Annotated in this window: 24 protein-coding genes, 1 tRNA gene and 3 pseudogenes; 16 read left to right on the forward strand and 12 right to left on the reverse strand. The window is 71.7% G+C overall.

What is annotated here, in order from left to right:
- Positions 1-56 precede the first annotated feature (56 nt).
- Positions 57-791, reverse strand: coding sequence for a hypothetical protein (locus IE142_RS22465; RefSeq protein WP_191887406.1), 735 nt, complete (start codon positions 789-791; stop codon positions 57-59).
- 47 nt (positions 792-838) lie between these two features.
- Here IE142_RS22465 and IE142_RS22470 point away from each other — a divergent pair, with 47 nt between their 5' ends.
- Entirely contained in the window at positions 839-1,027 is a 189-nt protein-coding gene (locus tag IE142_RS22470; RefSeq protein ID WP_027758838.1) for a DUF5703 family protein, read from the forward strand.
- 105 nt (positions 1,028-1,132) lie between these two features.
- Here the strand turns inward: IE142_RS22470 and IE142_RS22475 are convergent, their stop codons facing one another.
- From IE142_RS22475 to IE142_RS22485, 3 genes are all read right to left on the reverse strand, one after another.
- Positions 1,133-1,900 (reverse strand): chaplin, encoded by a 768-nt coding sequence (locus IE142_RS22475; protein WP_191887407.1) that lies wholly within the window; start codon positions 1,898-1,900, stop codon positions 1,133-1,135.
- Between the two features lie 209 nt (positions 1,901-2,109).
- On the reverse strand, positions 2,110-2,343 hold the full coding sequence (gene chpH, locus IE142_RS22480) for a chaplin ChpH (RefSeq protein WP_043374785.1): 234 nt from the start codon (positions 2,341-2,343) through the stop codon (positions 2,110-2,112).
- Between the two features lie 142 nt (positions 2,344-2,485).
- Positions 2,486-3,811 (reverse strand): M20/M25/M40 family metallo-hydrolase, encoded by a 1,326-nt coding sequence (locus IE142_RS22485; protein ID WP_191887408.1) that lies wholly within the window; start codon positions 3,809-3,811, stop codon positions 2,486-2,488.
- Between the two features lie 183 nt (positions 3,812-3,994).
- Here IE142_RS22485 and IE142_RS22490 point away from each other — a divergent pair.
- Both IE142_RS22490 and IE142_RS22495 read left to right on the forward strand, forming a co-directional pair.
- A tRNA-Leu gene (locus IE142_RS22490) sits at positions 3,995-4,082 on the forward strand.
- Positions 4,083-4,152: 70 nt separating this feature from the next.
- Positions 4,153-4,527 (forward strand): YchJ family protein, encoded by a 375-nt coding sequence (locus IE142_RS22495; protein WP_191887409.1) that lies wholly within the window; start codon positions 4,153-4,155, stop codon positions 4,525-4,527.
- Positions 4,528-4,563: 36 nt separating this feature from the next.
- Here the strand turns inward: IE142_RS22495 and IE142_RS22500 are convergent, their stop codons facing one another.
- Positions 4,564-5,265, reverse strand: a complete 702-nt coding sequence (locus IE142_RS22500) for a FadR/GntR family transcriptional regulator (protein WP_191887410.1) — start codon at positions 5,263-5,265, stop codon at positions 4,564-4,566.
- Between the two features lie 137 nt (positions 5,266-5,402).
- On the opposite strand from IE142_RS22500, the gene IE142_RS22505 reads away from it, so the two are divergent.
- The 4 genes from IE142_RS22505 to IE142_RS22520 all read left to right on the forward strand — a co-directional run bounded on the left by IE142_RS22505 (position 5,403) and on the right by IE142_RS22520 (position 8,094).
- Positions 5,403-5,930: a gluconokinase gene (locus IE142_RS22505; RefSeq protein ID WP_191887411.1), complete on the forward strand. Its 528-nt coding sequence runs from the start codon at positions 5,403-5,405 to the stop codon at positions 5,928-5,930.
- 103 nt (positions 5,931-6,033) lie between these two features.
- A complete protein-coding gene (locus tag IE142_RS22510) occupies positions 6,034-7,431 on the forward strand; it encodes a GntP family permease (protein WP_191887412.1) in 1,398 nt (465 codons plus the stop codon).
- Between the two features lie 136 nt (positions 7,432-7,567).
- Positions 7,568-7,792 (forward strand): hypothetical protein, encoded by a 225-nt coding sequence (locus IE142_RS22515; RefSeq protein WP_191887413.1) that lies wholly within the window; start codon positions 7,568-7,570, stop codon positions 7,790-7,792.
- Between the two features lie 80 nt (positions 7,793-7,872).
- The gene (locus IE142_RS22520) at positions 7,873-8,094 is read left to right on the forward strand and encodes a hypothetical protein (RefSeq protein WP_191887414.1); all 222 of its coding nucleotides are present in this window, start codon (positions 7,873-7,875) and stop codon (positions 8,092-8,094) included.
- Between the two features lie 3 nt (positions 8,095-8,097).
- Here IE142_RS22520 and IE142_RS22525 read toward each other — a convergent pair whose 3' ends face one another.
- Both IE142_RS22525 and IE142_RS22530 read right to left on the reverse strand, forming a co-directional pair.
- Entirely contained in the window at positions 8,098-9,636 is a 1,539-nt protein-coding gene (locus tag IE142_RS22525; protein WP_191887415.1) for an APC family permease, read from the reverse strand.
- 36 nt (positions 9,637-9,672) lie between these two features.
- A complete protein-coding gene (locus IE142_RS22530) occupies positions 9,673-10,623 on the reverse strand; it encodes a tetratricopeptide repeat protein (protein WP_191887416.1) in 951 nt (316 codons plus the stop codon).
- Between the two features lie 253 nt (positions 10,624-10,876).
- On the opposite strand from IE142_RS22530, the pseudogene IE142_RS22535 reads away from it, so the two are divergent.
- The 3 genes and pseudogenes from IE142_RS22535 to IE142_RS22545 all read left to right on the forward strand — a co-directional run bounded on the left by IE142_RS22535 (position 10,877) and on the right by IE142_RS22545 (position 12,253).
- Positions 10,877-11,388 (forward strand): annotated as a pseudogene (locus tag IE142_RS22535) (NUDIX hydrolase).
- Between the two features lie 131 nt (positions 11,389-11,519).
- Positions 11,520-11,912 carry a YidH family protein gene (locus tag IE142_RS22540; protein WP_191887417.1) on the forward strand — a complete coding sequence of 131 codons (393 nt, stop codon included), beginning with the start codon at positions 11,520-11,522 and terminating at the stop codon, positions 11,910-11,912.
- A gap of 2 nt (positions 11,913-11,914) precedes the next feature.
- Positions 11,915-12,253, forward strand: a complete 339-nt coding sequence (locus IE142_RS22545) for a DUF202 domain-containing protein (RefSeq protein ID WP_191887418.1) — start codon at positions 11,915-11,917, stop codon at positions 12,251-12,253.
- A gap of 41 nt (positions 12,254-12,294) precedes the next feature.
- Here the strand turns inward: IE142_RS22545 and IE142_RS22550 are convergent, their stop codons facing one another.
- Positions 12,295-13,227: an NADP-dependent oxidoreductase gene (locus IE142_RS22550; RefSeq protein WP_191887419.1), complete on the reverse strand. Its 933-nt coding sequence runs from the start codon at positions 13,225-13,227 to the stop codon at positions 12,295-12,297.
- Between the two features lie 73 nt (positions 13,228-13,300).
- Here IE142_RS22550 and IE142_RS22555 point away from each other — a divergent pair, with 73 nt between their 5' ends.
- The 3 genes from IE142_RS22555 (at position 13,301) to IE142_RS22565 (ending at position 15,985) form a co-directional block, all read left to right on the forward strand.
- On the forward strand, positions 13,301-13,597 hold the full coding sequence (locus tag IE142_RS22555) for a hypothetical protein (RefSeq protein ID WP_191887420.1): 297 nt from the start codon (positions 13,301-13,303) through the stop codon (positions 13,595-13,597).
- A gap of 141 nt (positions 13,598-13,738) precedes the next feature.
- Positions 13,739-14,764, forward strand: coding sequence for a phosphotransferase family protein (locus IE142_RS22560; RefSeq protein WP_191887421.1), 1,026 nt, complete (start codon positions 13,739-13,741; stop codon positions 14,762-14,764).
- Positions 14,765-14,770: 6 nt separating this feature from the next.
- Entirely contained in the window at positions 14,771-15,985 is a 1,215-nt protein-coding gene (locus IE142_RS22565) for an acyl-CoA dehydrogenase (protein WP_191887422.1), read from the forward strand.
- A gap of 225 nt (positions 15,986-16,210) precedes the next feature.
- Here the strand turns inward: IE142_RS22565 and IE142_RS22570 are convergent, their stop codons facing one another.
- The 3 genes and pseudogenes from IE142_RS22570 to IE142_RS22575 form a co-directional block, all read right to left on the reverse strand.
- The gene (locus IE142_RS22570; protein ID WP_100046341.1) at positions 16,211-16,804 is read right to left on the reverse strand and encodes a TetR/AcrR family transcriptional regulator; all 594 of its coding nucleotides are present in this window, start codon (positions 16,802-16,804) and stop codon (positions 16,211-16,213) included.
- A gap of 108 nt (positions 16,805-16,912) precedes the next feature.
- Positions 16,913-17,261: pseudogene (locus tag IE142_RS36860) on the reverse strand (AMP-binding protein); the annotation flags it as partial.
- Complete coding sequence (locus tag IE142_RS22575) at positions 17,258-18,028, reverse strand: SDR family oxidoreductase (protein WP_191887424.1); 771 nt, start codon at positions 18,026-18,028, stop codon at positions 17,258-17,260. The gene IE142_RS22575 and the pseudogene IE142_RS36860, both read right to left, overlap by 4 nt.
- A gap of 173 nt (positions 18,029-18,201) precedes the next feature.
- Here IE142_RS22575 and IE142_RS22580 point away from each other — a divergent pair, with 173 nt between their 5' ends.
- Positions 18,202-19,458, forward strand: coding sequence for an exo-beta-N-acetylmuramidase NamZ family protein (locus tag IE142_RS22580; RefSeq protein ID WP_191887425.1), 1,257 nt, complete (start codon positions 18,202-18,204; stop codon positions 19,456-19,458).
- Positions 19,459-19,474: 16 nt separating this feature from the next.
- On the opposite strand, the gene IE142_RS22585 is transcribed toward IE142_RS22580, so the two are convergent.
- Positions 19,475-22,282 (reverse strand): penicillin acylase family protein, encoded by a 2,808-nt coding sequence (locus tag IE142_RS22585; RefSeq protein WP_191887426.1) that lies wholly within the window; start codon positions 22,280-22,282, stop codon positions 19,475-19,477.
- Between the two features lie 222 nt (positions 22,283-22,504).
- On the opposite strand from IE142_RS22585, the gene IE142_RS22590 reads away from it, so the two are divergent.
- Together IE142_RS22590 and IE142_RS39370 are read left to right on the forward strand one after the other, a co-directional pair.
- Positions 22,505-23,107 (forward strand): hypothetical protein, encoded by a 603-nt coding sequence (locus tag IE142_RS22590; protein ID WP_191887427.1) that lies wholly within the window; start codon positions 22,505-22,507, stop codon positions 23,105-23,107.
- Between the two features lie 96 nt (positions 23,108-23,203).
- Positions 23,204-23,311: pseudogene (locus IE142_RS39370) on the forward strand (3-keto-5-aminohexanoate cleavage protein); the annotation flags it as partial.
- Positions 23,312-23,462: the final 151 nt, after the last annotated feature.

The following is a 23,462-nucleotide window of genomic DNA, read 5'->3' on the forward strand; positions in this document are numbered from 1 at the left end:
GCGGCGGTCAAGGGAATCCCCGTCGACCGCCGCCGCCCGGTCCGGTGCGTCGTCGCTCACGGCCCCCGGCGGTCCGCCTCCAGCCGCGCCGGCTCGCCGCCCTCATCCGGATCCGGCCTCCCGTCGAGATCCCCCTGTGGATCCGTCTCCAGATCCGCGTCGAGGTCCTCCTCGATGTCGTCGTCGAACTCGTCGTCGAATACCGCGCTGACGTCGAATCGGCAGACCACCCGCTGCGGGTCGACCTGTTCGAACGGGGCTTCCAGCCACTCCCCCGGTTCGGCCGTCTCATCCGCGGCCGTCACCCACAGCGTGGAGTCACCCTCCTCCAGGCCGAAATCCTTGTGCCGGGACGCGATCTCGTCGGGCTCGAACTCGCCGAACAGGAGACCGAGCGCACCGTGCACCGTGCCGGAGGCCGCCGTTCCCTCCTCCTCCTCGTCAGCGGCCCCGACCCGCCGTGCCTGGGCCATCAGCCGCTGTGGCTCGGCCACGGCGTAGTCACGGCGGATCAGTACGCTCAGCGCGCTCGGTTCCTCGGGTCCCGTGTACGGCGGCAGGGAGTCGTCCGCGCCGGGAATTTCGAAGGGGGTGACCTCGTCGTAGCGGTCGTACAGCAGTTCGTCGTACGCCTCCGCGGCCGCGGCCAGCTGGTTGAACGCGTCGTAGACGGCCGGGTCGTCCTCCCCCGACCGGCGTTCGACCGCGGCCAGGTGGCGGTCGAGCGCGGTCTTGACCGCCTCGGCGGCGGCGCGTACCTCGGCAGCGGTGGGCTGCGCAGCATCAGACATAGTGCAGACGCTATCCGTACCGGGCCCCAGCCCGCACAATAGATTCGATGCCGGAATACGAATTCGTCGACGTGTACGTGCCGCGCGGGGTTTCCCGCAAGGAGACGACGCGTCTGCTGACCGACCACGCCGAGTACGGACACTGGGAGTTGTACCGCCTGAGTCTGCTGCGCGACGGCAGCCGCAGGGTGCGGCTGCGGCGGCGGATCATCCGCCAGGTACGCGCCACCTGGTGAGCCCGGTGACCGGGCTCGACCGGGCACGGGTGCCCGGTCGAGCCGGCCCCGCCGTGCGGGGCCCGCTGTTCGTGCGGGCCACCCGCCCCCGTCGCACGGGGCGCGTCAGGCCGAGGCGCGTGCCTTGCGGTAGAGCACCGTGCCCGCGAGCAGCGCACCCGCGCCCACCGGAAGGGCCAGGCCCAGCGGCAGGTCGCTGCCGGTCTCGGCGAGCTGTGCGTTGCCCTGGGGCTGGGCGACGGTCTGGGTGTCCGGCTGGTTGCCGTCCGAGGAACCGCCCGGAGTGTCCTCGCCCGAGTCACCGGGGTCACTCGGGTCCCCAGGGTCCCCAGGGTCACCCGGGTCACCGGGTTCACCCGGGCCGGCCGGGTCACCGGGGTCACCCGGCTTTTCGGGCGGCGTGGAGTGATTTCCGCCACCCCCGTTGCCGCAGTCGTTGCCGGTGGTCGGGTTGAGGGCGCCGACGACGTCGACGCTGTTGCCGCACACGTTCACCGGCACGTGCACCGGCGCCTGCACGGTGTTGCCGGAGCCGACGCCCGGCGAGTCGCCGGCGTGTCCGTCGGCGTGCGAGCCCCCGTGCGCGCCTGACTGGTTCTTGGAGTCGCCGTGTCCGCCGGAGGCACCGCCGCCCTGGTTGGCGCACGAGTTGCCCATCGCCGGGTTGAGGATGCCGACGACGTTGACCGTGTTGCCGCACACGTTCACCGGCACGTGCACCGGCGCCTGCACGGTGTTGCCGGACAGCACGCCGGGCGAACCCGAACTGGAGCCGTGCGCCCCCGAGTCCGCGTGGGCGGCGCCGCCCGCGGCGGCGATCACGCCGGTGGCCGCCGCCATAGTCATCAGGCCCTTGCGGGTGACCTGTCGCATTTCCTGAATCCCTGCCTTGCCCTAGTCCCGTAGTCCTCAGGCCCGGATGTACCGAGGCCAGTAGGCCGTGAAATCCCGTGGTTACCGGGGATTCCGGCGTTGCCGTCGTTTCCCTCTCCCGGAAGGCCCGTGCAGGCCGTCGGCCCCGGAGCGCATGGCGCGCGCTCCGGGGCCGGCGGACTCAGACCCTCACGGGGCGAGGCACAACGTCACTTGTTGATGCAGACGTTGCCGAAGGCGGGGTTCAGCAGGCCGATCACGGAGACCGTGTTGCCGCAGAGGTTCACCGGAACGTGAACGGGCACCTGAACGACGTTGCCGGAGAGGACGCCGGGCGAGTGCACGGCGGCACCCTGGGCACCGGAGTCGGCGGCGGCCATGCCCGCACCCGCGAGGACCAGACCACCGGTGGCAGCCGCGACGGCGACGACCTTCTTGAGCATTATTCCTCCTAGTTGGCAAAAGCGATCCAGGTTGCTGATCGCATCACCTGTAACGAGGAGGGAGTAATGAGGCTACGAGCCTATGAGCGCATTCACCCTTCCTGGTCGCACCCCGCACGCGCGACCGAATACGTCATGGAGGTCAGGACGCGTCGATGAAGCGGTCGAGCACCCGCACGCCGAACTGCAGTCCCTCCACCGGCACCCGCTCGTCCACCCCGTGGAACATGCCCGCGAAGTCCAGCTCCGGCGGCAGCTTGAGCGGCGCGAAGCCGAAGCAGCGGATGCCGAGGTCGTCGAAGGACTTGGCGTCGGTGCCGCCGGAGAGCATGTACGGCACCGCCCGTGCGATCGGGTCCTCGGCGCGCAGGGCGGTCTGCATCGCGTCGACGATCCGGCCGTCGAAGTCGGTCTCCAGCGCCTTGTCGGCGTGCACGTCCTCGCGCCGCACGCGCGGGCCCAGGATGCGGTCGAGGTCGGCGAGGAACTCCTCCTCGTAGCCGGGCAGGAAGCGGCCGTCGACGTGCGCGGTGGCCTGCCCGGGGATGACGTTGACCTTGTAACCGGCGCCGAGCTGGGTGGGCGCCGCCGAGTTGCGCAGGGTGGTGCCGATCATCCGGGCGATGCCGCCGAGCTTGGCGAGGGTCTCCTCCATGTTCTCGGGGTCGAGTTCGGTGCCGAGCGCGTCGGAGAGCTCGTCGAGGAAGGCCCGTACGGTCTTGGTGACCCTGACCGGCCACTTGTGCCGGCCGAGCCGCGCCACGGCCTCGCACAGCTCGGTGATCGCGTTGTCGTCGTTGGTCATCGAGCCGTGGCCGGCCGTGCCGTCGACGGTGAGCCGCATCCAGTGCATGCCCTTCTCGGCGGTCTCGACGAGGTAGAGCCGCAGCTTCTCGTTCACGGTGAACGAGAAGCCGCCGACCTCGCCGATCGCCTCGCTGACGCCCTCGAACAGCTCCGGGTGCTTGTGCACCAGGTGCTTGGCGCCGTACGTCCCGCCGGCCTCCTCGTCCGCGAGGAACGCGAGCACGATGTCGCGCGGGGGCTTGCGGCCGGTACGCAGACGGTCGCGGACGACCGCGAGGGTCATCGCGTCCATGTCCTTCATGTCGACCGCACCGCGTCCCCACACGCACCCGTCGGCGATCTCGCCGGAGAAGGGGTGGTGGGTCCAGTCGTCCGCGTTGGCCGGGACGACGTCGGTGTGGCCGTGGATGAGGAGCGCGGGCCGGGACGGGTCCTCGCCCTCGATCCGGGCCACCGTGGAGGCGCGCCCGGGGTGGGACTCGAAGATCTGCGGTTCGAGTCCCACCTCGGCGAGCTTCTCGGCGACGTACTCGGCCGCCTTGCGCTCGCCCGGACCCGAGTGGTCGCCGTAGTTGCTGGTGTCGATCCGGATCAGCTCGCGGCAGAGGTCGACGACCTCGTCCTCGCCGGTGACGCTCCTGGCCGTGCCCGAGTCGCTCACGTGCTTCCTCCCGCTGTCGCTGCTGGTGTCCCTGCTGGTGCCCTGGGGTGTCCCCGCTGGTGGGTCCCCCTCATCCTCCCCCTCCGGCCGTCCGCGCCCAAGGAGGGGGTGATCGGCCGCCCCGGAAAGCCTGGTAATGTTTACGTCGTCGCCGCGGGCAGCAGCCCGCACGACAGACACCTTGTCCGGGTGGCGGAATGGCAGACGCGCTAGCTTGAGGTGCTAGTGCCCTTTATCGGGCGTGGGGGTTCAAGTCCCCCCTCGGACACCAGTGAAGACCCCTGCCGAGCAGGGGTCTTCTGCTTTTCCCGGCGACGCGAGCAACGGGCACAATGACCGTCATGACCACGCCTTCCTGTCCCTGCGGGCTGCCCGAGCCCTACGAGAAATGCTGCGGCCGCTTCCACGCGGGGCCCGCCTCCGCGCCGACCGCCGAGGCGCTGATGCGTTCCCGCTACAGCGCCTTCGTCAAGGGCGACGCTGGATACCTGCTGCGGACCTGGCACCCGAGGACCCGGCCCGCCCGCCTGGACCTGGACCCGGGCATGCGCTGGACGGGGTTGGAGATCCTGGACGCGGCCGACGGTTCCGCGTTCCACGCCACCGGGACCGTCACGTTCCGGGCGTCCTACCGCGGCGGTGCGCTGCACGAGCGGAGCCGGTTCGAACGGGTGGACGGGGCGTGGGTGTACGTGGACGGGGAGTTCCTCGACTGACACGACCCCCGGACCGACCGGTGCCCGCCCCGTCGGTCAGGGTGCCAGGATGTCCAGTTCGTGCAGCGCCCCCACCGTGATCTCCCGGGTCAGCCGCTCGGCGCGCTCGGCGTCCCGGGCGCGCACCGCCTCGGCGACCTTGACGTGCAGGGTGACGGCGGCCGGATCGGGATCCTCGAACATCACGTCGTGGTGCGTGCGGCCGGCCAGGACCTCGGCGACGACGCCGCCGAGTCGGGCGAACATCTCGTTGCCGGAGGCGGTCAGGATGACGCGGTGGAAGGCCACGTCGTGGAAGAGGTACTGCTCCAGTTGGTGGCCGCGTGAGTTGGCGACCATGCCGAGCGCGCACTCGGTCAGTTCGGCGCACTGCTCCGGCGTCGCGAGCCGCGCCGCCAGGCCCGCGGCCACCGGTTCGACCGCCGACCTCAGCACCGTCAGGGAGCGCAGCTGGCGCGGGCGCTCGGAGCCGGCCAGGCGCCAGCGGATGACCTGCGGGTCGTAGACGTTCCACTCGCACTCGGGCAGGACGGTCACGCCCACGCGGCGGCGCGACTCCACCAGGTGCATGGACTCCAGTACCCGCACGGCCTCACGCATCACCGAGCGCGACACCTCGAAACGCTGGGCGAGTTCGTCCGTGCGCAGAACGCTGCCCGCAGGGTACTCGCCCGCTGTGATCGCGGGCCCGAGGGTGTCCAGTACGCGGCCGTGCAGCCCCCGGCCCGGTGTGCTCATGCACTCAGAGTACGGGGCAGGTCACGGGAGCAAAAAGTCAGACTTATATGTCACAGCCTCTTGAATTCGTCGTACCTAATGGGTTTCAGTTGCGTCGACATCACGTGTCGACGAAGACAGCAGACAGCGAGAGTGCGATGCAGCGACTGCACACCCCCCACGTCGTCGTGGTCATGGGCGTAGCGGGCACCGGGAAGACCACCATCGGTCCCCTGCTCGCGGCCCGGCTCGGCGTTCCCTACGCCGAGGGCGACGACTTCCACCCGCCGGCCAACATCGCCAAGATGACGGCCGGCACCCCGCTCACGGACGAGGACCGCTGGCCGTGGCTGGACGCCATCGGCGGCTGGGCTCACGGGCGGGCGGGGCTCGGCGGGGTGGTGAGCAGTTCGGCGCTCAAGCGGTCGTACCGCGACCGGCTGCGAGCTGCCGCTCCCGGTGTCGTCTTCGTGCACCTCACGGGCAGCCGCGAGCTGATCGAGGACCGGATGTCGCACCGGCAGGGGCACTTCATGCCGACGGCCCTGCTCGACTCCCAGTTCGCCACGCTCCAGCCCCTGGAGCCGGACGAGGCGGGAGTCGCGGTGGACGTCGCCGGCACCCCGGAGGAGATCGCCGAACGGGCGGTGCACGCCCTCGAGGATCTCTCCGAACCGACCCGGTAATCCGGCGATCCGGTAACCCCCACGCCTCCCCCGGGGTCGTGCCGCCCCTGCGGACACGGCCCCGACCCCTCCCCCGAATCCCCATCACCGCAAGGGAACCACCGTGACCAGACTCAGCGTCGAGATGCTGGCAGCGGACACCGTCGAGCCCATCACCTCGGCCGGCCACGCCCAGCTGGGCATCGCCGTGCTCCTGGGCATCGCCGTCATCGTTCTGCTCATCACCAAGTTCAAGCTGCACGCCTTCCTGTCGCTGACCATCGGGTCACTGGCGCTCGGCGCGTTCGCCGGGGCGCCGCTGGACAAGGTCATCACCAGCTTCACCGCCGGACTCGGCTCCACCGTCGCGGGCGTCGGCGTGCTGATCGCCCTCGGCGCGATCCTCGGCAAGATGCTCGCCGACTCCGGCGGCGCCGACCAGATCGTGGACACCATCCTCGCCAAGGCGACCCCCCGGTCGATGCCGTGGACGATGGTGCTGATCGCCTCCGTGATCGGACTGCCGCTGTTCTTCGAGGTCGGCATCGTGCTGCTGATCCCGGTCGTCCTGATGGTCGCCAAGCGCGGCAACTACTCCCTGATGCGCATCGGCATCCCGGCCCTCGCGGGCCTGTCCGTGATGCACGGTCTGGTCCCGCCGCACCCCGGCCCGCTGGTCGCGATCGACGCGCTCGGCGCCAACCTCGGTGTGACGCTCGCGCTGGGCGTCCTGATCGCCATCCCGACGGTGATCATCGCCGGTCCGCTGTTCTCGAAGTACGCGGCCCGCTGGGTGGACGTCCCCGCTCCCGACCGCATGATCCCGCAGCGCGCCTCCGAGGAGCTGGAGAAGCGTCCCGGCTTCGCCGCCACCCTCGCGACGATCCTGCTGCCGGTCGTGCTGATGCTGGCCAAGGCGCTGGTCGACATCGTCGTCGACGACCCGGACAACGTGGTGCAGCGCACCTTCGACGTCATCGGCAACCCGCTGGTCGCCCTGCTCGCCGCCGTGATCGTCGGCATCTTCACGCTGCTGCGTCCGGCCGGATTCGGCAAGGACCGCCTCTCGGGCCTGGTCGAGAAGGGTCTCGCGCCCATCGCGGGCATCCTGCTGATCGTCGGCGCGGGCGGCGGTTTCAAGCAGACGCTGATCGACTCCGGCGTGGGCCGGATGATCCTGGAGATCTCCGAGGACTGGTCGATCCCGGCACTGCTGCTGGCCTGGCTGATCGCGGTGGCGATCCGGCTGGCGACCGGTTCGGCGACCGTGGCGACCGTCTCGGCGGCCGGCCTGGTGGCGCCGCTGGCGGCCGACATGTCGACGACCCACGCGGCCCTGCTGGTCCTGGCGATCGGCGCCGGCTCGCTGTTCTTCAGCCACGTCAACGACGCCGGCTTCTGGCTGGTGAAGGAGTACTTCGGCCTGAACGTCGGCCAGACCATCAAGACCTGGTCCGTCATGGAGACGATCATCTCGGTGGTCGCGGGCGCCCTGGTCCTGCTCCTCTCACTGGTCATTTAGGGGTACGAGGACGACGGCCCGTCCTCTCTGCGACACCGGCGGGCGCGCCGCCCCGGTGACCGGTTCCCGCCGGGGCATCGGGCCGGCGCCGGCCCCGGGTCCGGCGGAGGCCGGCTGCCGGGGCAGAGCCCCCTTCGTGGGAAACCTGATGGTGAGCCGGGAGATCGAGCCGCGCGGGGCGTTCCGCTTCCGACGACGGGTTCGACGGGGCGCTGCACCTGCTCGCTCCGAGCCCGCGTTCGACGCGCCGGTCAGCGCGGTGGTGCCGGTCCGGGCGGTGGAGTCGGCGTTCGCGCTTGCCGCGGACCGCGGCCGGTCTCGGAAGGTGCTGCCGGACCGCGGCACCGACTCCGCCGCCTGAGCCACTTCCCCGGCGGGGCGTGCGCCCGGATGACGGGAGCCCCCCGGCACGCTTCCGGGGCGGTCACGTCGGGGGGCGGCATGGGGATTTCGCTGGGCACGCGGATCGCGGGGCTGTGCCTCGCCGGGACCGTGGCGGTGATCGCCGCTTCCTGCCCCACCGGTGAGGTCGGGCCGCCGGACAGGACCCAGGACGCCACGGCGCTCGACGTGCGCGTCCGGTACGGCGGTACGGAAGGGGCCCGGGAGGACGCGTTCGTGCTCGCCGCCCCGGACCCGCTCACGCCCTCCGCGTCCCCCTGAGTTTCAGGAGGACGCCTCCTTGTCGAGCTGGAACGCCTCGTTGCCCTGGCCGATCCGGGCGTGCCGTTCGGGCGCCCGTGTCCGCAGCACCATGCCCTGCACCAGACCGCCGGCCGCGGCGAGGCCGATGATGCCCGGCAGTATCCAGCTCAGCGAGGAGCCGGGGCCGGCGCCGACGAGGACGTCGAAGTCCTTGACCGTGTAACCGGCGATCACCAAAAGGGCGACGCCCGCGACGGTGGAGGTCGCCAGCCGTACGCCCTGGGTGCCGGCGGCGCCACGCCGTACGAAGAAGGCGACGACGGAGAACGACGCGGCGGCCATCAGCACGATCACGCCGAGGGCACCGATGTTGCCACCCCAGGTGAAGAGGTGCAGCACGGGCTGGGTCGGGTCGCCGTTCGGCTTGTCGTCGGCGATGGCGAAGCCGATGACGACGACGGCGGACACGGCGGTCTGGAGCAGCGATCCGGTGCCCGGGGCGCCGCTGGAACCGCTGGCCCGTCCGAAGGCCGCGGGCAGCAGCCCTTCACGCCCCATGGCGAAGGCGTACCGGGCGACGACGTTGTGGAAGCTGAGCAGGGCGGCGAACATGCCGGTCACGAACAGGACGTGCAGTACGTCGGTGAAGGCCCCGCCGAGCCGGGACTCGGTCAGGAAGAACAGCAGTCCGGCACTCTGCTCCCGCGCGGTCCCGACGATCTCGTCCGGCCCGGTCGCGACGGTCAGGGCCCAGCTGCTCAGCGCGAAGAAGACCGCGACCCCGCCCACCGCCAGGAACATGACACGCGGAACGAGCACGTGCGGCCGACTGGTCTCCTCCGCGTACACGGGCGCCTGCTCGAAGCCGAGGAAGGCGGCGATGCAGAAGCACAGCGCGGTGCCCACTCCCGCCCCCGTCAGGGTTTCCGGGTCGAAGGCCCGCAACGACAGCCCCTGCGCCCCCGGATCGGCGACGGCGGCGATGTCGAACACGACGACCAGCACGACCTCGATCAACAGCAGCACACCCAGGACGCGCGCGTTGACGTCGATCTTCAACCGGCCCAGCGTGCCGACCGCGAGCACGGCCAGCAGCGCCGGAATCCACCAGGCCACCTCCAGGTCGGCGTAGGTGGCCAGGAGCCCGGAGACCTCGAAGCCGAAGATGCCGTAGATGCCGACCTGGAGGGCGTTGTAGGCGACCAGGGCGACCAGGGCGGCACTCGCGCCGGCGGTGCCGCCGAGCCCGCGGGAGATGTACGCGTAGAAGGCCCCCGCGTTGTGCACGTGCCGGCTCATCTCGGCGTACCCGACGCTGAAGAGGATGAGCACCACGCCCAGCACCACGAAGAGCAGCGGCTGCCCGACGATGCCCATCACCGCGAACGTGGTGGGCATGACCCCGGCCACCACCATGAGCGGCGCGGTGGCGGCCAGCACGGAGAGCAGCAGGCCCCCCGTGCCCAGCCGGTCGGCGCGCAGCGCCCGCTCCCGGCCCTTGAAGGTACTGATCGTGCCACCGCTCGCGGTTCTGCTCGTGCTCGAACTGCCCGTGGTCATCGGGGGACCGACCTTCTCTCGTGTTCGTGGCGGATGTCAGGCCGTGCCGAGCGCGCCGGCGCGGGCGGCCCGGAAGGCGGGGTACGGATCGCGGTCCGGGTACGACCACGGCGCGGGCGTGGGGTGCTCGCCGATGCGGTGGAACAGGGCGGCGGCCTCGGCCCCGCGGCCCTCGCAGGACTTGGCGTGGGCGAGGAAGTTGAGGTCGATCAGGCGCCGCGGGTGACCGTCCTGCTCCCACTCCAGCCACCAGTCGAAGGCCGCCTTCATCACCAGCCGGGCGCGGCGGTCGGCCCAGTGCCCGGAGGCGTTCGGATCGGCGGGCTGGTGCCCGGCCGCGGCCAGCACGCGGTAGCGCTCGGCGTGCGCGACCACCGGGAGGATGGCGAGCGGGGAGTCGGCGGGGGCCTGCTCGGCGGCCCAGGAGGCGAAGTCGTACACCTCGTGCAGTGGATCGGGGCCCCGGTCGGCGCCGCACTCGGCGAGCCGGGCCACCATGAGGTGGTGGGCGTGGTGGTGGTCCGCGTACCGCCCGCGCACCGCCTCGAAGGCCCGTACCGCCTCGTCGTCGGCACCGAGCGAACGCTCCAGCAGGAGGATCCCGAGCCAGGGGGTGGGGTCGTACGGCAGCAGCTCGGCGGCGCCCCGGCAGGCGTCCCTCGCCTTGCCCGGCTTCTCCTTGCCGCGCAGGGCGCGGTGCACCAGAGCCACGGCGAGCAGCAGTGAGGCGTCGGCGGAGTCGGGTTCGGCGAGCAGCCACTCGCGGGCCCAGGCGGCGCAGTAGGTCTCCTTGGCGAGGACGGTCACCCGGTGCCCCCGGCGGTCCCAGTCGTCGCCCGTGTGGACCAGCAGGGACCGGGCGGACTGCCACCGCCCCTGGGCCAGGGCCGCGCGGGCGGCGACGAGTTCGGCGTCGTCGAGGGCCTCGTCGAAGGCCTGGGCGGCGCGTCTGCGGCCGCGGCCGAGGGGAGGCGGAGGTGGGGACACCGCGGGATCTTCCTCACGCGACGCGCTGGGTCGTCGTAGCCGGTTTGCCATGCACTGATCACTCACAGCAAACCGGCCGCCAAGGCTCGGCGTCAAGGCCCGACCACGCGTTACACGCGTCAACTCGCTTGTAGAAAAAGCAACTTGTCCGCAGGGCGTCTGCGGTGTGACACCGCTGTGCGCAGGTCGTCGCCGGCCCACGAGCGGCCCCTGGAGCGACGCCGGAGGAACGTCCGCTGCTTGGATGGAAGGCATGAGCGCTGCTGACGAGATCCTGGACGTCGTCGACGAGGACGACCACGTCGTGGGGCAGGCCCGCAGGGGTGACGTGTACGCGGGGGGACTGTGCCACCGCTGCGTCTTCGTGTGGGTCCGGGACGCCGGGGGCCGTGTCTTCGTCCACCGCCGCACGGCGACGAAGCTGGTCTCCCGTCCCTCTACGACATGTTCGTCGGCGGGGTGGTGGGCGCGGGCGAGTCCTACGACGACGCGGCGCTGCGGGAGGCGGAGGAGGAACTGGGGGTGACCGGGCTGCCGCGCCCGGAGTACCTCTTCAAGTTCCTGTACGACGACGGCGCCGGGCGGACCTGGTGGTCGGCCGTGTACGAGGTGCGCTGGGAGGGACCGGTCGCTCCGCAGGTGGAGGAGGTGGCGTGGCACGGGTTCCTCACGGAGGCGGAGGTGGAGGTCAGGCTCGGGGAGTGGGAATGGGTGCCGGACGGGTTCGCGGCGTACTCGCGGCTGCGGGCTCGGCGGACCGGGTGAGCTCAGGGGCGGCGCGGGCCGGCGCCTCCCTGCGCGCCGGTCCGCCGCCGGCCGCCGCCCGGCCGCCGGAGGCAACCCGCGGGCATCCCCCGCCCCACCGCCAAGAGCGCCCCTCCCGATAGGGTCCCCGCGTGATCCAATTCGTGCGGAACGTCCGGCTCTGGTTCGCGCCCGAAGAGGTCCGACAGGAGGGCGACACCCCCGACTACCGGTTCTCGCTCGCCAACGAGCGCACCTTCCTGGCCTGGTTGCGCACCGCCCTCGCCCTCATCGGCGGCGGTTTCGCGGTGGACCAGTTCCTTCCCGACCTGCGCTGGGGCTGGCGGGTCGGGCTGGCCCTCGCGCTGCTCGCGGCCGGCGTCCTGTGCTCGCTGCGCGCGGTGAACCACTGGGTGCGCTGCGAACGCGCCATGCGCCGGGGCGAGGACCTCCCCGTCTCCCGCTTCCCGGCCCTGCTCAGCATGGTCGTCGCCGTGGTCGCCGTGGCGATGGTCGTCGTGGTCCTCGTCGGGTGGGAGGGCTGACGGTGACCACCGGCACGCCCGACCCCGTCCCCGGCCCCTGCCGCGACCCCGGTCTCCAGCCCGAGCGCACCCGCCTCGCCTGGCGCCGCACCACCCTCTCCGGCACCGTCGTCGCCGTACTCGCCGCGAAGACCGTGCTGCACGGCGGCGCGACCCCCGCCTCGGTCGTCGCCGCCGCCCTGTGCTGCGCCCTCTGGCTGGTCTTCCTGCGCATCGCCCACGAGCGCATCCGCACCCTCTCGGCGACGCCCAGACCTCGCCCTCTGACCCCGCCCTACGCCACGGCGGCAGCCCTGTGCACGGTGGCACTCGCGCTGTGCGGCGCGCTGCTCGTCCTCTAGGGCCGGCCCCGCCGACCACCGACCACGCCGGTGAGGAGCGGTCAGGACCAGTCCACCGTCACCACGATCTTCCCCCGCGTCCGACCCTCCTGGTTCCGCCGGTGCGCGTCCGCCGCCCGCTCCAGCGGAAACGTCTCCGACACGTGCACGGTCACCACCTCCTGCTCCGCCAACTCGGTCAGCCGCAGCAGATCCTCCGCGTCGGGGCGCACGAAGAAGTACCGCCCTCCGTAGTCGACGGCGTCCGCGTCGGCGATCGACACGAGCCGGCCGCCGGGAGCGAGCAGGTTCGCCGAGACCTTCAGCGTCTCGCCGCCGACCGTGTCGAACACCGCGTCCACCCCCTCGGGCGCCAGCCCCCGCACCCGCTCAACCAGCCCTTCCCCGTGCGCCACCGGCTCCCCGCCCAGCCCCCGCACGAAGTCGTGGTTGTGCTCACTCGCCGTACCGATCATCCGCGCCCCCAGATGCCGCCCGAGCTGGACGGCGATCGAACCGACCCCACCCGCCGCGGCGTGCACGAGGACGGTCTCACCCCGTTTCACCCGCAGCGCCTCGGTCAGCACCTGGTACGCGGTCAGCCCGGTCAGCGGCAGCCCGGCCGCCTCCTCGAAGGAGAGGTTGCGCGGCTTGCGCGCGAGGGTTCGCACGGGCGCCGCCACGTACTCCGCGAAGGTGCCCCGGGAGAGGAAGTCCTCGCGGACGTACCCGACGACCTCGTCCCCGACCGTGAACTCCGTGACGGAGGCCCCGGGCTGCACCACGACCCCCGACACGTCCCACCCGGGGACCACCGGGAAGACGGGCTGGAGGATCGCGTCGAGATGACCGTCCCGGCACTTCCAGTCGACGGGGTTGACGGCGGCGGCCCGCACCTTCACGAGCACCGAGTCGGGCCCGACCCGGGGATCGGGGACCTCTCCGTACTCCAGCACCTCGGGACCGCCGTACCGTGCGTAACTGATCGCCTTCATGGCTTCGACCCTCCGGGGTACCCGGGCACCACGCAAGCCGAATGTCTGGATATCCACCCTTAAGGTGAGCGCCATGACCACTCTCCACCAGGAACACGTCGCCCACGACCACGTACACGGCCCGGAGTGCGGCCACATCGAGGTACCCCACGGCGACCACGTCGACTACGCGCACGACGGCCATCTGCACCGCGCGCACGGCGGCCACTGGGACGAGTGCGAGCCCGCCGGGCACACCGCGCACGTGAGCCACGACCACCGGCACGGCGAGGGCTGCGGGCACGCGCGCGTACCGCACGGCGACCACGTCGACTACCTGCACGACGGCCACCGCCACGCGGCGCACGAAGGCCACTGGGACGACCACTAGAAGCCGGCCGCTCGAAACACCAACACCTCACCCATCGGGGCCCACCGTGGCCCCGAACACGTTCCGCTCCTCCTCTGGACGCCATACCGACCGGTCGGCATCATGAGTCGGGTACTGTTCACCTGCCCGTAGGAGCGACGAATGAGCCCCGACCACCCGCCCGGACTCGATCTCGACCGGTTGCGCGGCCTGCTCGACCGCGAGCGGCCCGGTCTGGTGGCCGGCCCGCTGTCCGGCCGACTGATCGAGGGCAGACGGTCGAACCTCACGTACGCGGTCTCGGACGGTACCGCGCGCTGGGTCGTGAGACGACCCCCGTTGGGCCATGTCCTGGCCACCGCCCACGACATGAGGCGCGAGCACCGCGTGATCAGCGCCCTGCACCCCACCGACGTACCGGTGCCGCGGCCGGTCCTGCTCTGCGAGGACGAGGACGTCCTCGGGGCGCCCTTCTACGTCATGGAGTTCGTGGAGGGCACCCCGTACCGCACCGCCGAACAGCTCGCCCCGCTCGGCCCCGAGCGCACCCGGGCCGCCGTGCTGAACCTGGTCGACACGCTCGTCGGCCTGCACACGGTGGACCCCGCCGAGGTCGGCCTCGGCGACTTCGGCCGCCCCGCCGGCTTCCTCGACCGCCAGCTGCGCCGTTGGGCCAAGCAGTTGGACGCCTCCCGCAACCGCGACCTGGCCGGCATCGACGAGCTGCACGCCACCCTCGGCCGGGAACTGCCCCGCTCCCCCTCCCCCACCGTCGTGCACGGCGACTACCGCCTCGACAACGTCCTGATCGGCGGGGAGAACGACGAGATCCGGGCGATCCTCGACTGGGAGATGTCGACCCTCGGCGACCCGCTCACCGACCTGGGCCTCCTGGTGATGTACGGCAGCCCGCTCGGCATGCCCGACTCCCCCGTCTCCACCACGGCCCAGGCCCCCGGCCATCCCGCCCCCGCGGAGCTGATCGAGCGGTACGCCGCGCGCTCGGGGCGCGACGTGTCCGCCGTCGCCTGGTACACGGCGTTCGCCTGGTTCAAGCTCGCCGTGATCCTGGAGGGCATCCACTACCGCTACACGCTGGGCCGGACGGTCGGCCGCGGCTTCGACCGCATCGGCGACCTCGTCCCCGTCTTCATCGAGCACGGCCTGACCACCCTTCAGGAGGGCTGACCCGCCATGGACTTCGCGTTCGACGCACGCACCGAGGAACTCCGCGCCAAGCTGCTCGCCTTCATGGACGAGCACGTCTACCCGGCCGAGCAGGTCGCCCACGAGCAGCGCGCCCGCCTCGCCTCCCCCTGGGACACGCCGCAGGTCGTGGAGGACCTCAAGGCCGAGGCCCGCCGCCAGGGCCTGTGGAACCTCTTCCTGCCCGACGCCGAGCACGGCGCCGGCCTCACCAACCTCCAGTACGCCCCGCTCGCCGAGATCACCGGCCGCAGCCCGCAGCTGGCGCCGACGGCGACGAACTGCGCGGCGCCCGACACCGGGAACATGGAGGTGCTGGCCCAGTTCGCCGACGAGGGGCAGAAGAAGCAGTGGCTCGAGCCGCTGCTCGCCGGTGAGATCCGCTCGGCGTTCGCGATGACCGAGCCGGACGTGGCCTCCTCGGACGCCACGAACATCACCACGCGCATCGAGCGGGACGGCGACGAGTACGTCATCACCGGCCGCAAGTGGTACATCTCCGGGGCGATGAACCCGGACTGCAAGATCTTCATCGTGATGGGCAAGACCGACCCGGACGGCGCGGACATCCGACGCCAGCAGTCCATGGTGCTGGTGCCGCGCGACACGCCCGGCGTCACCGTCGACCGCGCGATGCAGGTCTTCGGCTACGAGGACCACTACCACGGCGGCCACGCCGAGGTGACCTTCGACCACGCGCGCGTGCCGGTGTCGAACCTGATCGGCGAGGAGGGCGGCGGCTTCTCGATCGCCCAGGCCCGCCTCGGTCCGGGCCGCATCCACCACTGCATGCGGCTGATCGGCATGGCCGAGCGCGCGATCGAGCTGATGTGCCGCCGCGCGGTGTCCCGCGAGGCCTTCGGCAAGGCGCTGGCCCAGCAGGGCGTCGTGCACAACTGGATCGCGGACGCCCGGGTCACCGTCGAGCAGCTGCGGCTGCTGGTGCTCAAGACCGCCTGGCTGATGGACACGGTCGGCAACAGGGGCGCCCACACCGAGATCCAGGCCATCAAGATCGCCACGCCCCGCGCGGTGGTCGAGATCATCGACCGGGCGATCCAGCTGCACGGCGCGGGCGGCGTGAGCCAGGACTTCCCGCTCGCCGAGCTGTACGCGGGCGCCCGGACGCTGATGATCGCCGACGGCCCGGACGAGGTGCACCAGCGCTCGCTGGCACGGCGGGAGATCAAGAAGTACCTGTAGGGCGCCCCTGCGTCGGCCAGTAGCCGCCGGAGGGGTGGTGGTCCGCGCGCGGGCGAAGGAGACGAGGCGGAGCCAGAGGGACGGTCTGCGAAGCATGCCTCCAGATCGGCGAGCGCGCCGGGCTGCCGTGCGTGGAGCTCCGGCAGCCGGAGCCGGGCCGGACCGTCGTCCTGGCCGGGCGCGGGCCGCGGCCGCGCAATCCGGCGGCGGCCCTCGCCGACCACCTCACGGGCGCAGGGCCCGCAACAGCAGGTCGGCCAGGTGGTCGGCGACCTCCTGCGGACTGAGCGGGCCGTCGGGACGGTACCAGGTCGAGAGGTGGTGGACGGAACCGAAGTGGTAGTCCACCACCAGGTCGGCCGGGGTCTCCTTGGTGAAGACGCCGGCCCGCTGGCCCTCCTCGATGAGCGCGCGGAAGCGTTCGTGGTAGCGCCGGCGCTCGGCGCGCACCTGCTTGTTCTTCTCCGGGCTCAGCTGGTGCATGGAGCGGAAGAAGATCGACGCGTCGTCGAGGTTGTCGATGGTGGTGACGACGACATCGGCCGCCGCCTCGCGCACCCGCTTCTCGACCGGCTCGTCGGAGTCCGCGTAAGCGTCCAGGCGTTCCTGCTGGAGGCGCAGCACGCGCGCGTACACCTCGTGCAGCAGGTCGTCCTTGGAGCCGAAGTAGTGGTAGAGGGCGCCCTTGGTGACGCCGGCCGCCTCGACGATCTCCTGTACCGAGGTGCGGTCGTAGCCCTGCTCCGCGAAGAGCCGGGTGGCGGCGGCCAGGAGCCGCTGCGGCACCGGAGTGCCGTCCCCGTCCGTGGTCCTGGGCACTGCCGTCACCTGCCTTTCCTTTTCAGTGTCCGTTCGATGTTCGTCCTGTTGCGTACAGGAACGCCAGTTCCCGACGGAGGATCTTCCCACTCGCCGTCTTCGGCAGCCCACCTCCCCCGCCTTGTACATGGGGTTGACGAGTACGGCCACCGCCCCCGCCTTCCAGGCGCCCAGCACCGCGAGCACGAAGTGCGGGGAGTTCTGCAGCAGGACCGCGACCCGCTCGCCGCGCTCCTGGCCGCGCGCGGCGAGGTGCCCGGCGACGGAGTCGCTCAGCTCGTCCACCGCGCGGTAGGTGAGGCGCCCGTCGAAAGTAGGCGAGGAAGGTGCGGTGGGGTGCCTCGGCGGCGGCCCGGCGCTACGCGTGCACCAGGGAGGCGTCCGAAGTCCAGCGGCGCCTTCGGGCGTCGGTCAGCAGGTCCAGCCAGGGCTTGGCGGCGTAACGCGAGGCGGTCATCGGGCCGTAGCTCCCTCCCACTGCCGCTGGAGGCGGTTCATGCCGTGCAGCCAGCGGTCGGGCTCGGCGGCGCGGGCCCGGTAGTACTCGGCGACCTCGGGGTGGGGCAGGATCAGGAAGCGGTCCTCCTCGATGCCCTTGAAGAGGGCGTCCGCCACGTCCTGCGGTTCGATCGCGGTGGGCTGGAGCACCAGTTCCCCCGCGCTGCCGCTCGCGGTGAGCATGTCGGTGCGCACGCCCTGCGGGCAGATGGCGTGCACCTTGATCCCGCGGTGGCGGTACGTGAGGGACAGCCACTCGGCGAAGGCGTAGGCGCCGTGCTTGGTGACGCTGTAGGGCGCGGCGCCGATCATGGTGAGCAGGCCGGCCGCGGAGACGGTGGAGACGAATCGGCCGTTGCCGCGCTCCAGCCAGTCGGGGATCAGCTCGTGCGCCGCCCGTACGTGGGCCATGACGTTGACGTCCCAGGCGAGCGCCCAGACGGCCTCGTCCGCGGCCTCCGAACCGCCGGAGCCCACGCCCGCGTTGGCGCAGTACACGTCGACCGCGCCGCCCAGCGCCTCGCGGGCCTCGGTGACGATCGCGGATGCGTCGCCGGGGACCGCGACGGCGCCGATCTCGTCGGCGACGGCCTTCGCCCGGTCGGCGTCCAGGTCGTTGACGACGACCCGGGCCCCCTCCGCGGCGAAGCGGCGGGCCAGCGCGGCCCCGATGCCGCCTCCCGCCCCGGTGACCACGACCCCGGCATCCTGTACGGCTTCCACCATCGGTCTCCTTCGACACGGCTGCGACACCACGGAGGGCTCTGCTGCAGCGCCAGACTAACCAGTCGGTATGTAGGACGGAAGAGGCGAACCGCGGTCTACTCCATTCCGTACGGCCCGGGGCGCGGGTTAGCGTGCGTGCGCATGACACCCGCCGCGATCACGGAGGTCACCGCATGACGCTGTCCAGACGGTCCCTGCTCGCCACCACGGCCGCGGTGGCGGCCACCACCACGGCCGCCGCGACCGGCACGGCGCAGGCGGCACCGGAGGGCCACGGCGGCCGCCGGCTGCGCACCGGCTTCGAGCGCCTCGCCGACGACGGCTACGCCCCGCTCGACGGGCAGCGGGTCGGCGTCGTGACCAACCCGACCGGCATCGCCCGGGACGTGCGCCACATCGTGGACGTGATGCACGCCGACGACCGCGTGGACCTGATCGCCGTCTTCGGCCCCGAGCACGGCTTCCGCGGCACCGCGCAGGCCGGCGGCTCCGAGGGCCGTTACGACGACCCCGCGACCGGGCTCCCGGTCTACGACACGTACCTGAAGAGCGGGCAGCCGCTCGCGGACGTCTTCACGGCGTCGGGTGTGGACACCGTCGTCTTCGACATCCAGGACGTGGGCGCGCGCTTCTACACCTACATCTGGACGCTGTTCGACTGCATGGAGGCGGCCCGGCTCGCCGGGAAGCGGTTCGTGGTCCTGGACCGGCCCAACCCGGTGACCGGTCGGGCGGCCCTGGGCCCGGTCCTGCACGAGCAGTTCGCGACCTTCGTCGGCCGCAAGCCCATCGCGCAGGCCCACGGCATGACGGTCGCCGAGCTGGCCCGGCTCTTCAACGGCGAGTTCCTGACCGAGCCGGTGTCCCTGGAGACCGTGACGATGTCGGGCTGGAAGCGTTCGGAGTTCTACGACGCCTCCGGGCTGCCCTGGGTGCCGCCGAGCCCGAACATGCCGACGCCGGAGTGCGCGCTGGTGTACTCGGGGACGTGTCTGTTCGAGGGCACGAACCTGTCGGAGGGGCGCGGTACCACCCGCCCGTTCGAACTGATCGGCGCAGAGGGCATCGACGGGAGCTGGGCCGCGGCCGTCGAAGCGCTCGGCCTGCCGGGCGTGCGCTTCAGAGAGGCGTACTTCGCGCCCACCTTCTCCAAGTTCCAGGGTAAGACCGTCGGGGGCGTACAGCTCCACGTGCACGACCGGGCCGCCTTCGACCCGGTGCGCACGGGGATCGCGCTCCTGGTGACCGCGAAGCAGTCGTGGGACGGCTTCGCCTGGCGGCCGGACAACTGGATCGACAAGCTGACCGGCTCCACCCAGGTGCGCACGATGATCGACGCCGGCGCGGACACCGACGAGGTGGTGGGCGCCTGGCAGGGGGAACTGGCGGCGTTCCGCGGGACACGCCGCCAGTACCTCCTCTACAGGTGACCGTGGGAGCGGCCGGTCACCGGTGGGACGTGAACTCCACGACCTGCTGGTAGGTCGGCCTGTTCTGCCAGCTGATGCCGCCGTGCTCGATGCCGCCGAGGGTGCGGTGGATCACCGAGTCGGCGCACCACTGGTCGCCGGCCGCGCAGTTGTCGTCGCCGGGATAGACCTGGGCGGCCGTCCGGCCCGCCGCCTCCTTCAGGGTGGCTACCAGGGTGTCCCGGCAGGCGGCGAGGTCACCGCCGCCGCAGTACTCGCGTGCCAGCGGCCCCTTGACGGGATCGCCGAGCACGGACCGGATGTCCTTGTCGACATAGCTCCACCAGCCGTACTGGAAGGCACTGCCGGCGTGGGCGCCGGTCGGGCCGTGGGCGGCGGACGGGGACTCGTCGACGGGCAGGTTGCGGGTGAAGGCGGTGTACAGGTCGCTGCCGAGGCCGGGTTCGAACTCGGCCTTCACCAGCAGCGGCCACCAGGCGTCCAGGGTGCGGATGGCGTCGGAGTGGGCGTACTCCTTCGACCCTGCCGACGTCTCCGTGCGCAGGCCGCCCGCCGCCCGCCACGCCTCGAGCCGGTCCACGGCCGTCTTCGCCGCGGGGTCGGTGACCGGCGCCGACTCGATCACCCTCAGCAGGTCGGGCACGACGCCCTCGGCCCGCAGGTCGGCGAGGCCCGCCTCGGCCATCGCCTTCACCAGCGCGGCCCGGGTGACACCGCCCTCGGCGACCAGCTTCTTCACGCGGTCGTCGAGCAGGTTGCCGCGGTGAACGGAGCCGTTGCCCCAGGGGGCGGTGGTGTAGTCCCTGGCCTGCTTGTTGTTCCAGGAGACGTAGTAGTCCTGGTCCAGTGACTGCGGGTGGGCCGCCGCAGGAGTGTACCGGGCCGTGTTATCGGCCGGGTCCCAGTCGCGCCACTCGTACGCCGCTCGCGCCCGGACCGGGAAGTCGGCGTCGACGCCGTCCGCCCGTACCGGGTTGTCGCCGCTGTTGTGATACGCGGTGTGCTCGGAGTCGGCGTAGAACCAGTTGAAGGTGTAGTTGATGTGCTGCACCGCGCTCCGGAAACGCTCCGGGCCGTTCAGGTACTCCGGGTCGTTCAGCATCTGGAAGCCGATGATCGAATCGGCCTCGTGCAGGAACGACGAGCGCAGGGAGGTGTACGCGACCTTCTTGCCGCCGACCGTGGCGCGGTATTCGACCGGGCCGTACTTCGTGCGCCAGACCCGCATCGTGTAGGAGCCGGCCTTCGTGCCGTCGGCGACGGTGGGCTTCCAGGCGTTCTTCCGTTCCACCTTCTCCATCGGTGTGCAGGTGCCGCGGTAGACGTAGTGGTAGTCGTCCTGGCACAGCTCGACGGCGTAGGTGTCGATGACGTCCTGGCCCGACGTGGTCGCGCTCCACGCGTAGTCCTGGCCGCGGCCGAGTTCGACGTACATGCTCAGACCCGCGAAGGAGGCGCCGCGGGCGCTGATGCCGGGGCCCTGGATCTCCTGGAGCATGAGGAGCTGGGGCGCGAAGTAGCCGGTCTGCGGGCCGAAGACGGCGACCGGGTGACCGCTCGCGGTGTGCTCGCCGCTGACCACGAGGGCGTTGGACATGCCGCGCCGGGCCGAGGAGAGAGCCGCGTCGGCGGCAGTGGCGGAGGCACCGGTCGCGTTCGACGCGGCGGCGCTGCCCGTGCGGTCGTACACCAGTGGTTCCGCCTCGACCGAGCCGGCGTCGGGCAGGGCACGGCCCTGCGGGTCCTCGGGCCTGGTCAGGTACGGGAAGCTGCCGGTCTGCTGGGTGAGGACCGCCTCGGGGTCGTTGCGCTGGCGGAAGGACTCCCAGACCTTCGTGCCCTCGGCGACGCCGTACCTCTCCTGGGCGGCGAGCAGGGAGAGCGCGTTGCCGACCTCGCCTCCGCCGCCCGCGCCGAAGAGGGAGCCGATGACGGAGGCCAGCGCGATCAGGTCGGTGCGCTTGAAGTGCTCGATGGTGCCGGCGTTGGTGATGGCGTCCTTGTGGCCGGTCAGGACGTACTCGCCGGGGAAGTAGCGGCCCTTGTCGGAGGCGTCGATGTAGGCGTTGACGCCGGCGACGTAGGCGTCAACGTCGGCCAGGGCCAGCTCGCCGCGCTCGCCGGCCTCGTCGGCGGCGCTGACGATCTGGGCCTCCAGCTCGGCCTCCGTGTAGGGGGCGCTGCGCCAGAACTGCTGTTCCAGGCCCTGGTTCGCGGGGGCGCCGCCGGCGAAAGGGGTCAACTGGCCGCGTCCGACGTGCCGGAAGAGGTCCATCAGCCACAGCCGGTCCTGGGCGGCCGCGTAGCCGGCGCCGAACTCGGTGCCGTAGCGGGTGGTGCCGGTGATGTGCGGCACGCCGGTCTTCTTGTCGCGGACGATGGTGACGTCGTCGCGGCCGGCGGGGCGGACGGTGGAGGCGACCTGGTCATCGGGGACACCGAAGGAGGCGTCGTTGAAGAAGGTGTTGATCTTGTCATTGGTGAGGCCGGAGTAGCCGGTGGCGAGGTTCGCGTAGGGCCCCAGCTGGTCGTCGGCGTGGGCGGGTTGGGTGCCGAACGCCTGGTTGAGGAGTATCTGGGCGAGGGTGGCGTTGCCGTTCTGGCCGGGCGGCAGGATGTCGGAGCACCGGCCGCCGCAGTGGTCGCTCGCCGCCGCCTGGGCGGTGGTTGCGGCGGGGGCCCGCGTGTCTGCGGCCGTCGCCGGGGAAAGCGGTGACAAAAGGCCGGCGACGAGAACGCATACGGATGCGCTCTTCAGGAACCCGTGGAAGCCGCGGGGAGTTCTCAGTCTGTCGAGGGCGTTGCGTGGGGTGCGCCGTGGCATGGCAGCTCCTCCCGACGGGGGTGGGCCGGACGTTACCGCCGGTATCCCCGAGTTGGAAGATGAACATGCGTCACTTTTCGAGGAGCGGGTGGGCCGGCTTATGAGGGGCATCGAAATTCGGATGGAGCCGAATCGCCTGTCGATACGTCTATTCGGCGACGTCCGCTGGACGACGCCGAAGTGACCGAAGTGCAGGTGCAGGTGTGACGGAGGTGCAGGGCGATGGCCGGTTTCCGGAGTCTCGCGAGACAGGTCCGCGATCCACGGTGCGACCTGGCGCTGCGGCGCTATTCGCTGCGCAAGTGCCTTGAACGGTTCGCCCCTTACGGGCACAGGGCGACCTGGGACCACCTGTGTGCCCGGGCCGGCTTCGGCCCCGAGGACCGCTCCCCGGATCCAGTGCGGCTCGTGGCCGCACTGGAGGAGCTGGAGGCGGCGCGTTCGGTGTGGCTGGCCTACGAGGTCGAGTTCGCCGAGCGGCGCAGGAAGGAGAAGCACGACGGTCTGCGCAGGCCGGGCAGTGTGGACGACTGGCACCGGCTGACCTGGGGCGGTTTCGGGGTCGCTTGGTGCGACGATCCCCGGGTGTACCCGGACGGGCCGCTGGCCGAGGTGCTGCGCCGCCTGATCTCCGCGCTGGAGCGTGAGCCGGGGTCGGTGTGCCCGGTCTGCAAGGGGGAGCGCCTCGTCTGGAAGTACGGCCTCGACCACGAGCCCTCGGCGGGCCCCGTCTGCACGGACTGCGGAATCCTCGTTCCGCGGCCCGTCCTCACCCCCGACGCGCTGGCGGACGCCCGGCGGGGACAGTTGCTGATGTCGGCGTAGCCGGCCCGGGGGTGTGCAGGGGATGCCGCACCCCCGACGGCCCGAACGGGGTCGCGGCCGACGAGTGTTGTCAGTGGTGACCGGCACCGTGGGGGAATGGTGCCGGTCTGTGTGAACGGAGCCCGCGGGAGCGCGGACGGTGCCACCGTGCCGCTCTCACCGCAGGCCATCGCGGACTCGGCGGCCGAAGCGGTGGCCGCCGGGCCGCGTCCAACGCCGAGTTGGTCGCCGCCGGGTCGGCGGAATGGGCGTCGGCGCGGCGGTACGGGTGCGGCGGCGCGCGGCAGTGACGGGCAGGGTAGGTCGGCCGAGCGTCGAGGCGTGCTCGTCGTCAGGCCGGCCGGTCGCTCTCGCC

It is taken from the genome of Streptomyces mutabilis (genome assembly GCF_014649815.1).
In the GTDB taxonomy this organism is placed as follows: Bacteria; Actinomycetota; Actinomycetes; order Streptomycetales; family Streptomycetaceae; genus Streptomyces; species Streptomyces mutabilis.

What these genes read in the sequence shown, in the direction of transcription:
- IE142_RS22555 (WP_191887420.1), top strand. Translation starts at nt 13,301, where the DNA reads ATGACCACTCTCCACCAGGAACACGTCGCCCACGACCACGTACACGGC.
- chpH (WP_043374785.1), bottom strand. Translation starts at nt 2,343, where the DNA reads ATGCTCAAGAAGGTCGTCGCCGTCGCGGCTGCCACCGGTGGTCTGGTC.
- IE142_RS22585 (WP_191887426.1), bottom strand. Translation starts at nt 22,282, where the DNA reads ATGCCACGGCGCACCCCACGCAACGCCCTCGACAGACTGAGAACTCCC.
- IE142_RS22580 (WP_191887425.1), top strand. Translation starts at nt 18,202, where the DNA reads ATGACGCTGTCCAGACGGTCCCTGCTCGCCACCACGGCCGCGGTGGCG.
- IE142_RS22500 (WP_191887410.1), bottom strand. Translation starts at nt 5,265, where the DNA reads ATGAGCACACCGGGCCGGGGGCTGCACGGCCGCGTACTGGACACCCTC.
- IE142_RS22495 (WP_191887409.1), top strand. Translation starts at nt 4,153, where the DNA reads ATGACCACGCCTTCCTGTCCCTGCGGGCTGCCCGAGCCCTACGAGAAA.
- IE142_RS22565 (WP_191887422.1), top strand. Translation starts at nt 14,771, where the DNA reads ATGGACTTCGCGTTCGACGCACGCACCGAGGAACTCCGCGCCAAGCTG.
- IE142_RS22550 (WP_191887419.1), bottom strand. Translation starts at nt 13,227, where the DNA reads ATGAAGGCGATCAGTTACGCACGGTACGGCGGTCCCGAGGTGCTGGAG.
- IE142_RS22475 (WP_191887407.1), bottom strand. Translation starts at nt 1,900, where the DNA reads ATGCGACAGGTCACCCGCAAGGGCCTGATGACTATGGCGGCGGCCACC.
- IE142_RS22560 (WP_191887421.1), top strand. Translation starts at nt 13,739, where the DNA reads ATGAGCCCCGACCACCCGCCCGGACTCGATCTCGACCGGTTGCGCGGC.
- IE142_RS22520 (WP_191887414.1), top strand. Translation starts at nt 7,873, where the DNA reads ATGGGGATTTCGCTGGGCACGCGGATCGCGGGGCTGTGCCTCGCCGGG.
- IE142_RS22575 (WP_191887424.1), bottom strand. Translation starts at nt 18,028, where the DNA reads ATGGTGGAAGCCGTACAGGATGCCGGGGTCGTGGTCACCGGGGCGGGA.
- IE142_RS22470 (WP_027758838.1), top strand. Translation starts at nt 839, where the DNA reads ATGCCGGAATACGAATTCGTCGACGTGTACGTGCCGCGCGGGGTTTCC.
- IE142_RS22525 (WP_191887415.1), bottom strand. Translation starts at nt 9,636, where the DNA reads ATGACCACGGGCAGTTCGAGCACGAGCAGAACCGCGAGCGGTGGCACG.
- IE142_RS22590 (WP_191887427.1), top strand. Translation starts at nt 22,505, where the DNA reads ATGGCCGGTTTCCGGAGTCTCGCGAGACAGGTCCGCGATCCACGGTGC.
- IE142_RS22505 (WP_191887411.1), top strand. Translation starts at nt 5,403, where the DNA reads ATGCAGCGACTGCACACCCCCCACGTCGTCGTGGTCATGGGCGTAGCG.
- IE142_RS22465 (WP_191887406.1), bottom strand. Translation starts at nt 791, where the DNA reads ATGTCTGATGCTGCGCAGCCCACCGCTGCCGAGGTACGCGCCGCCGCC.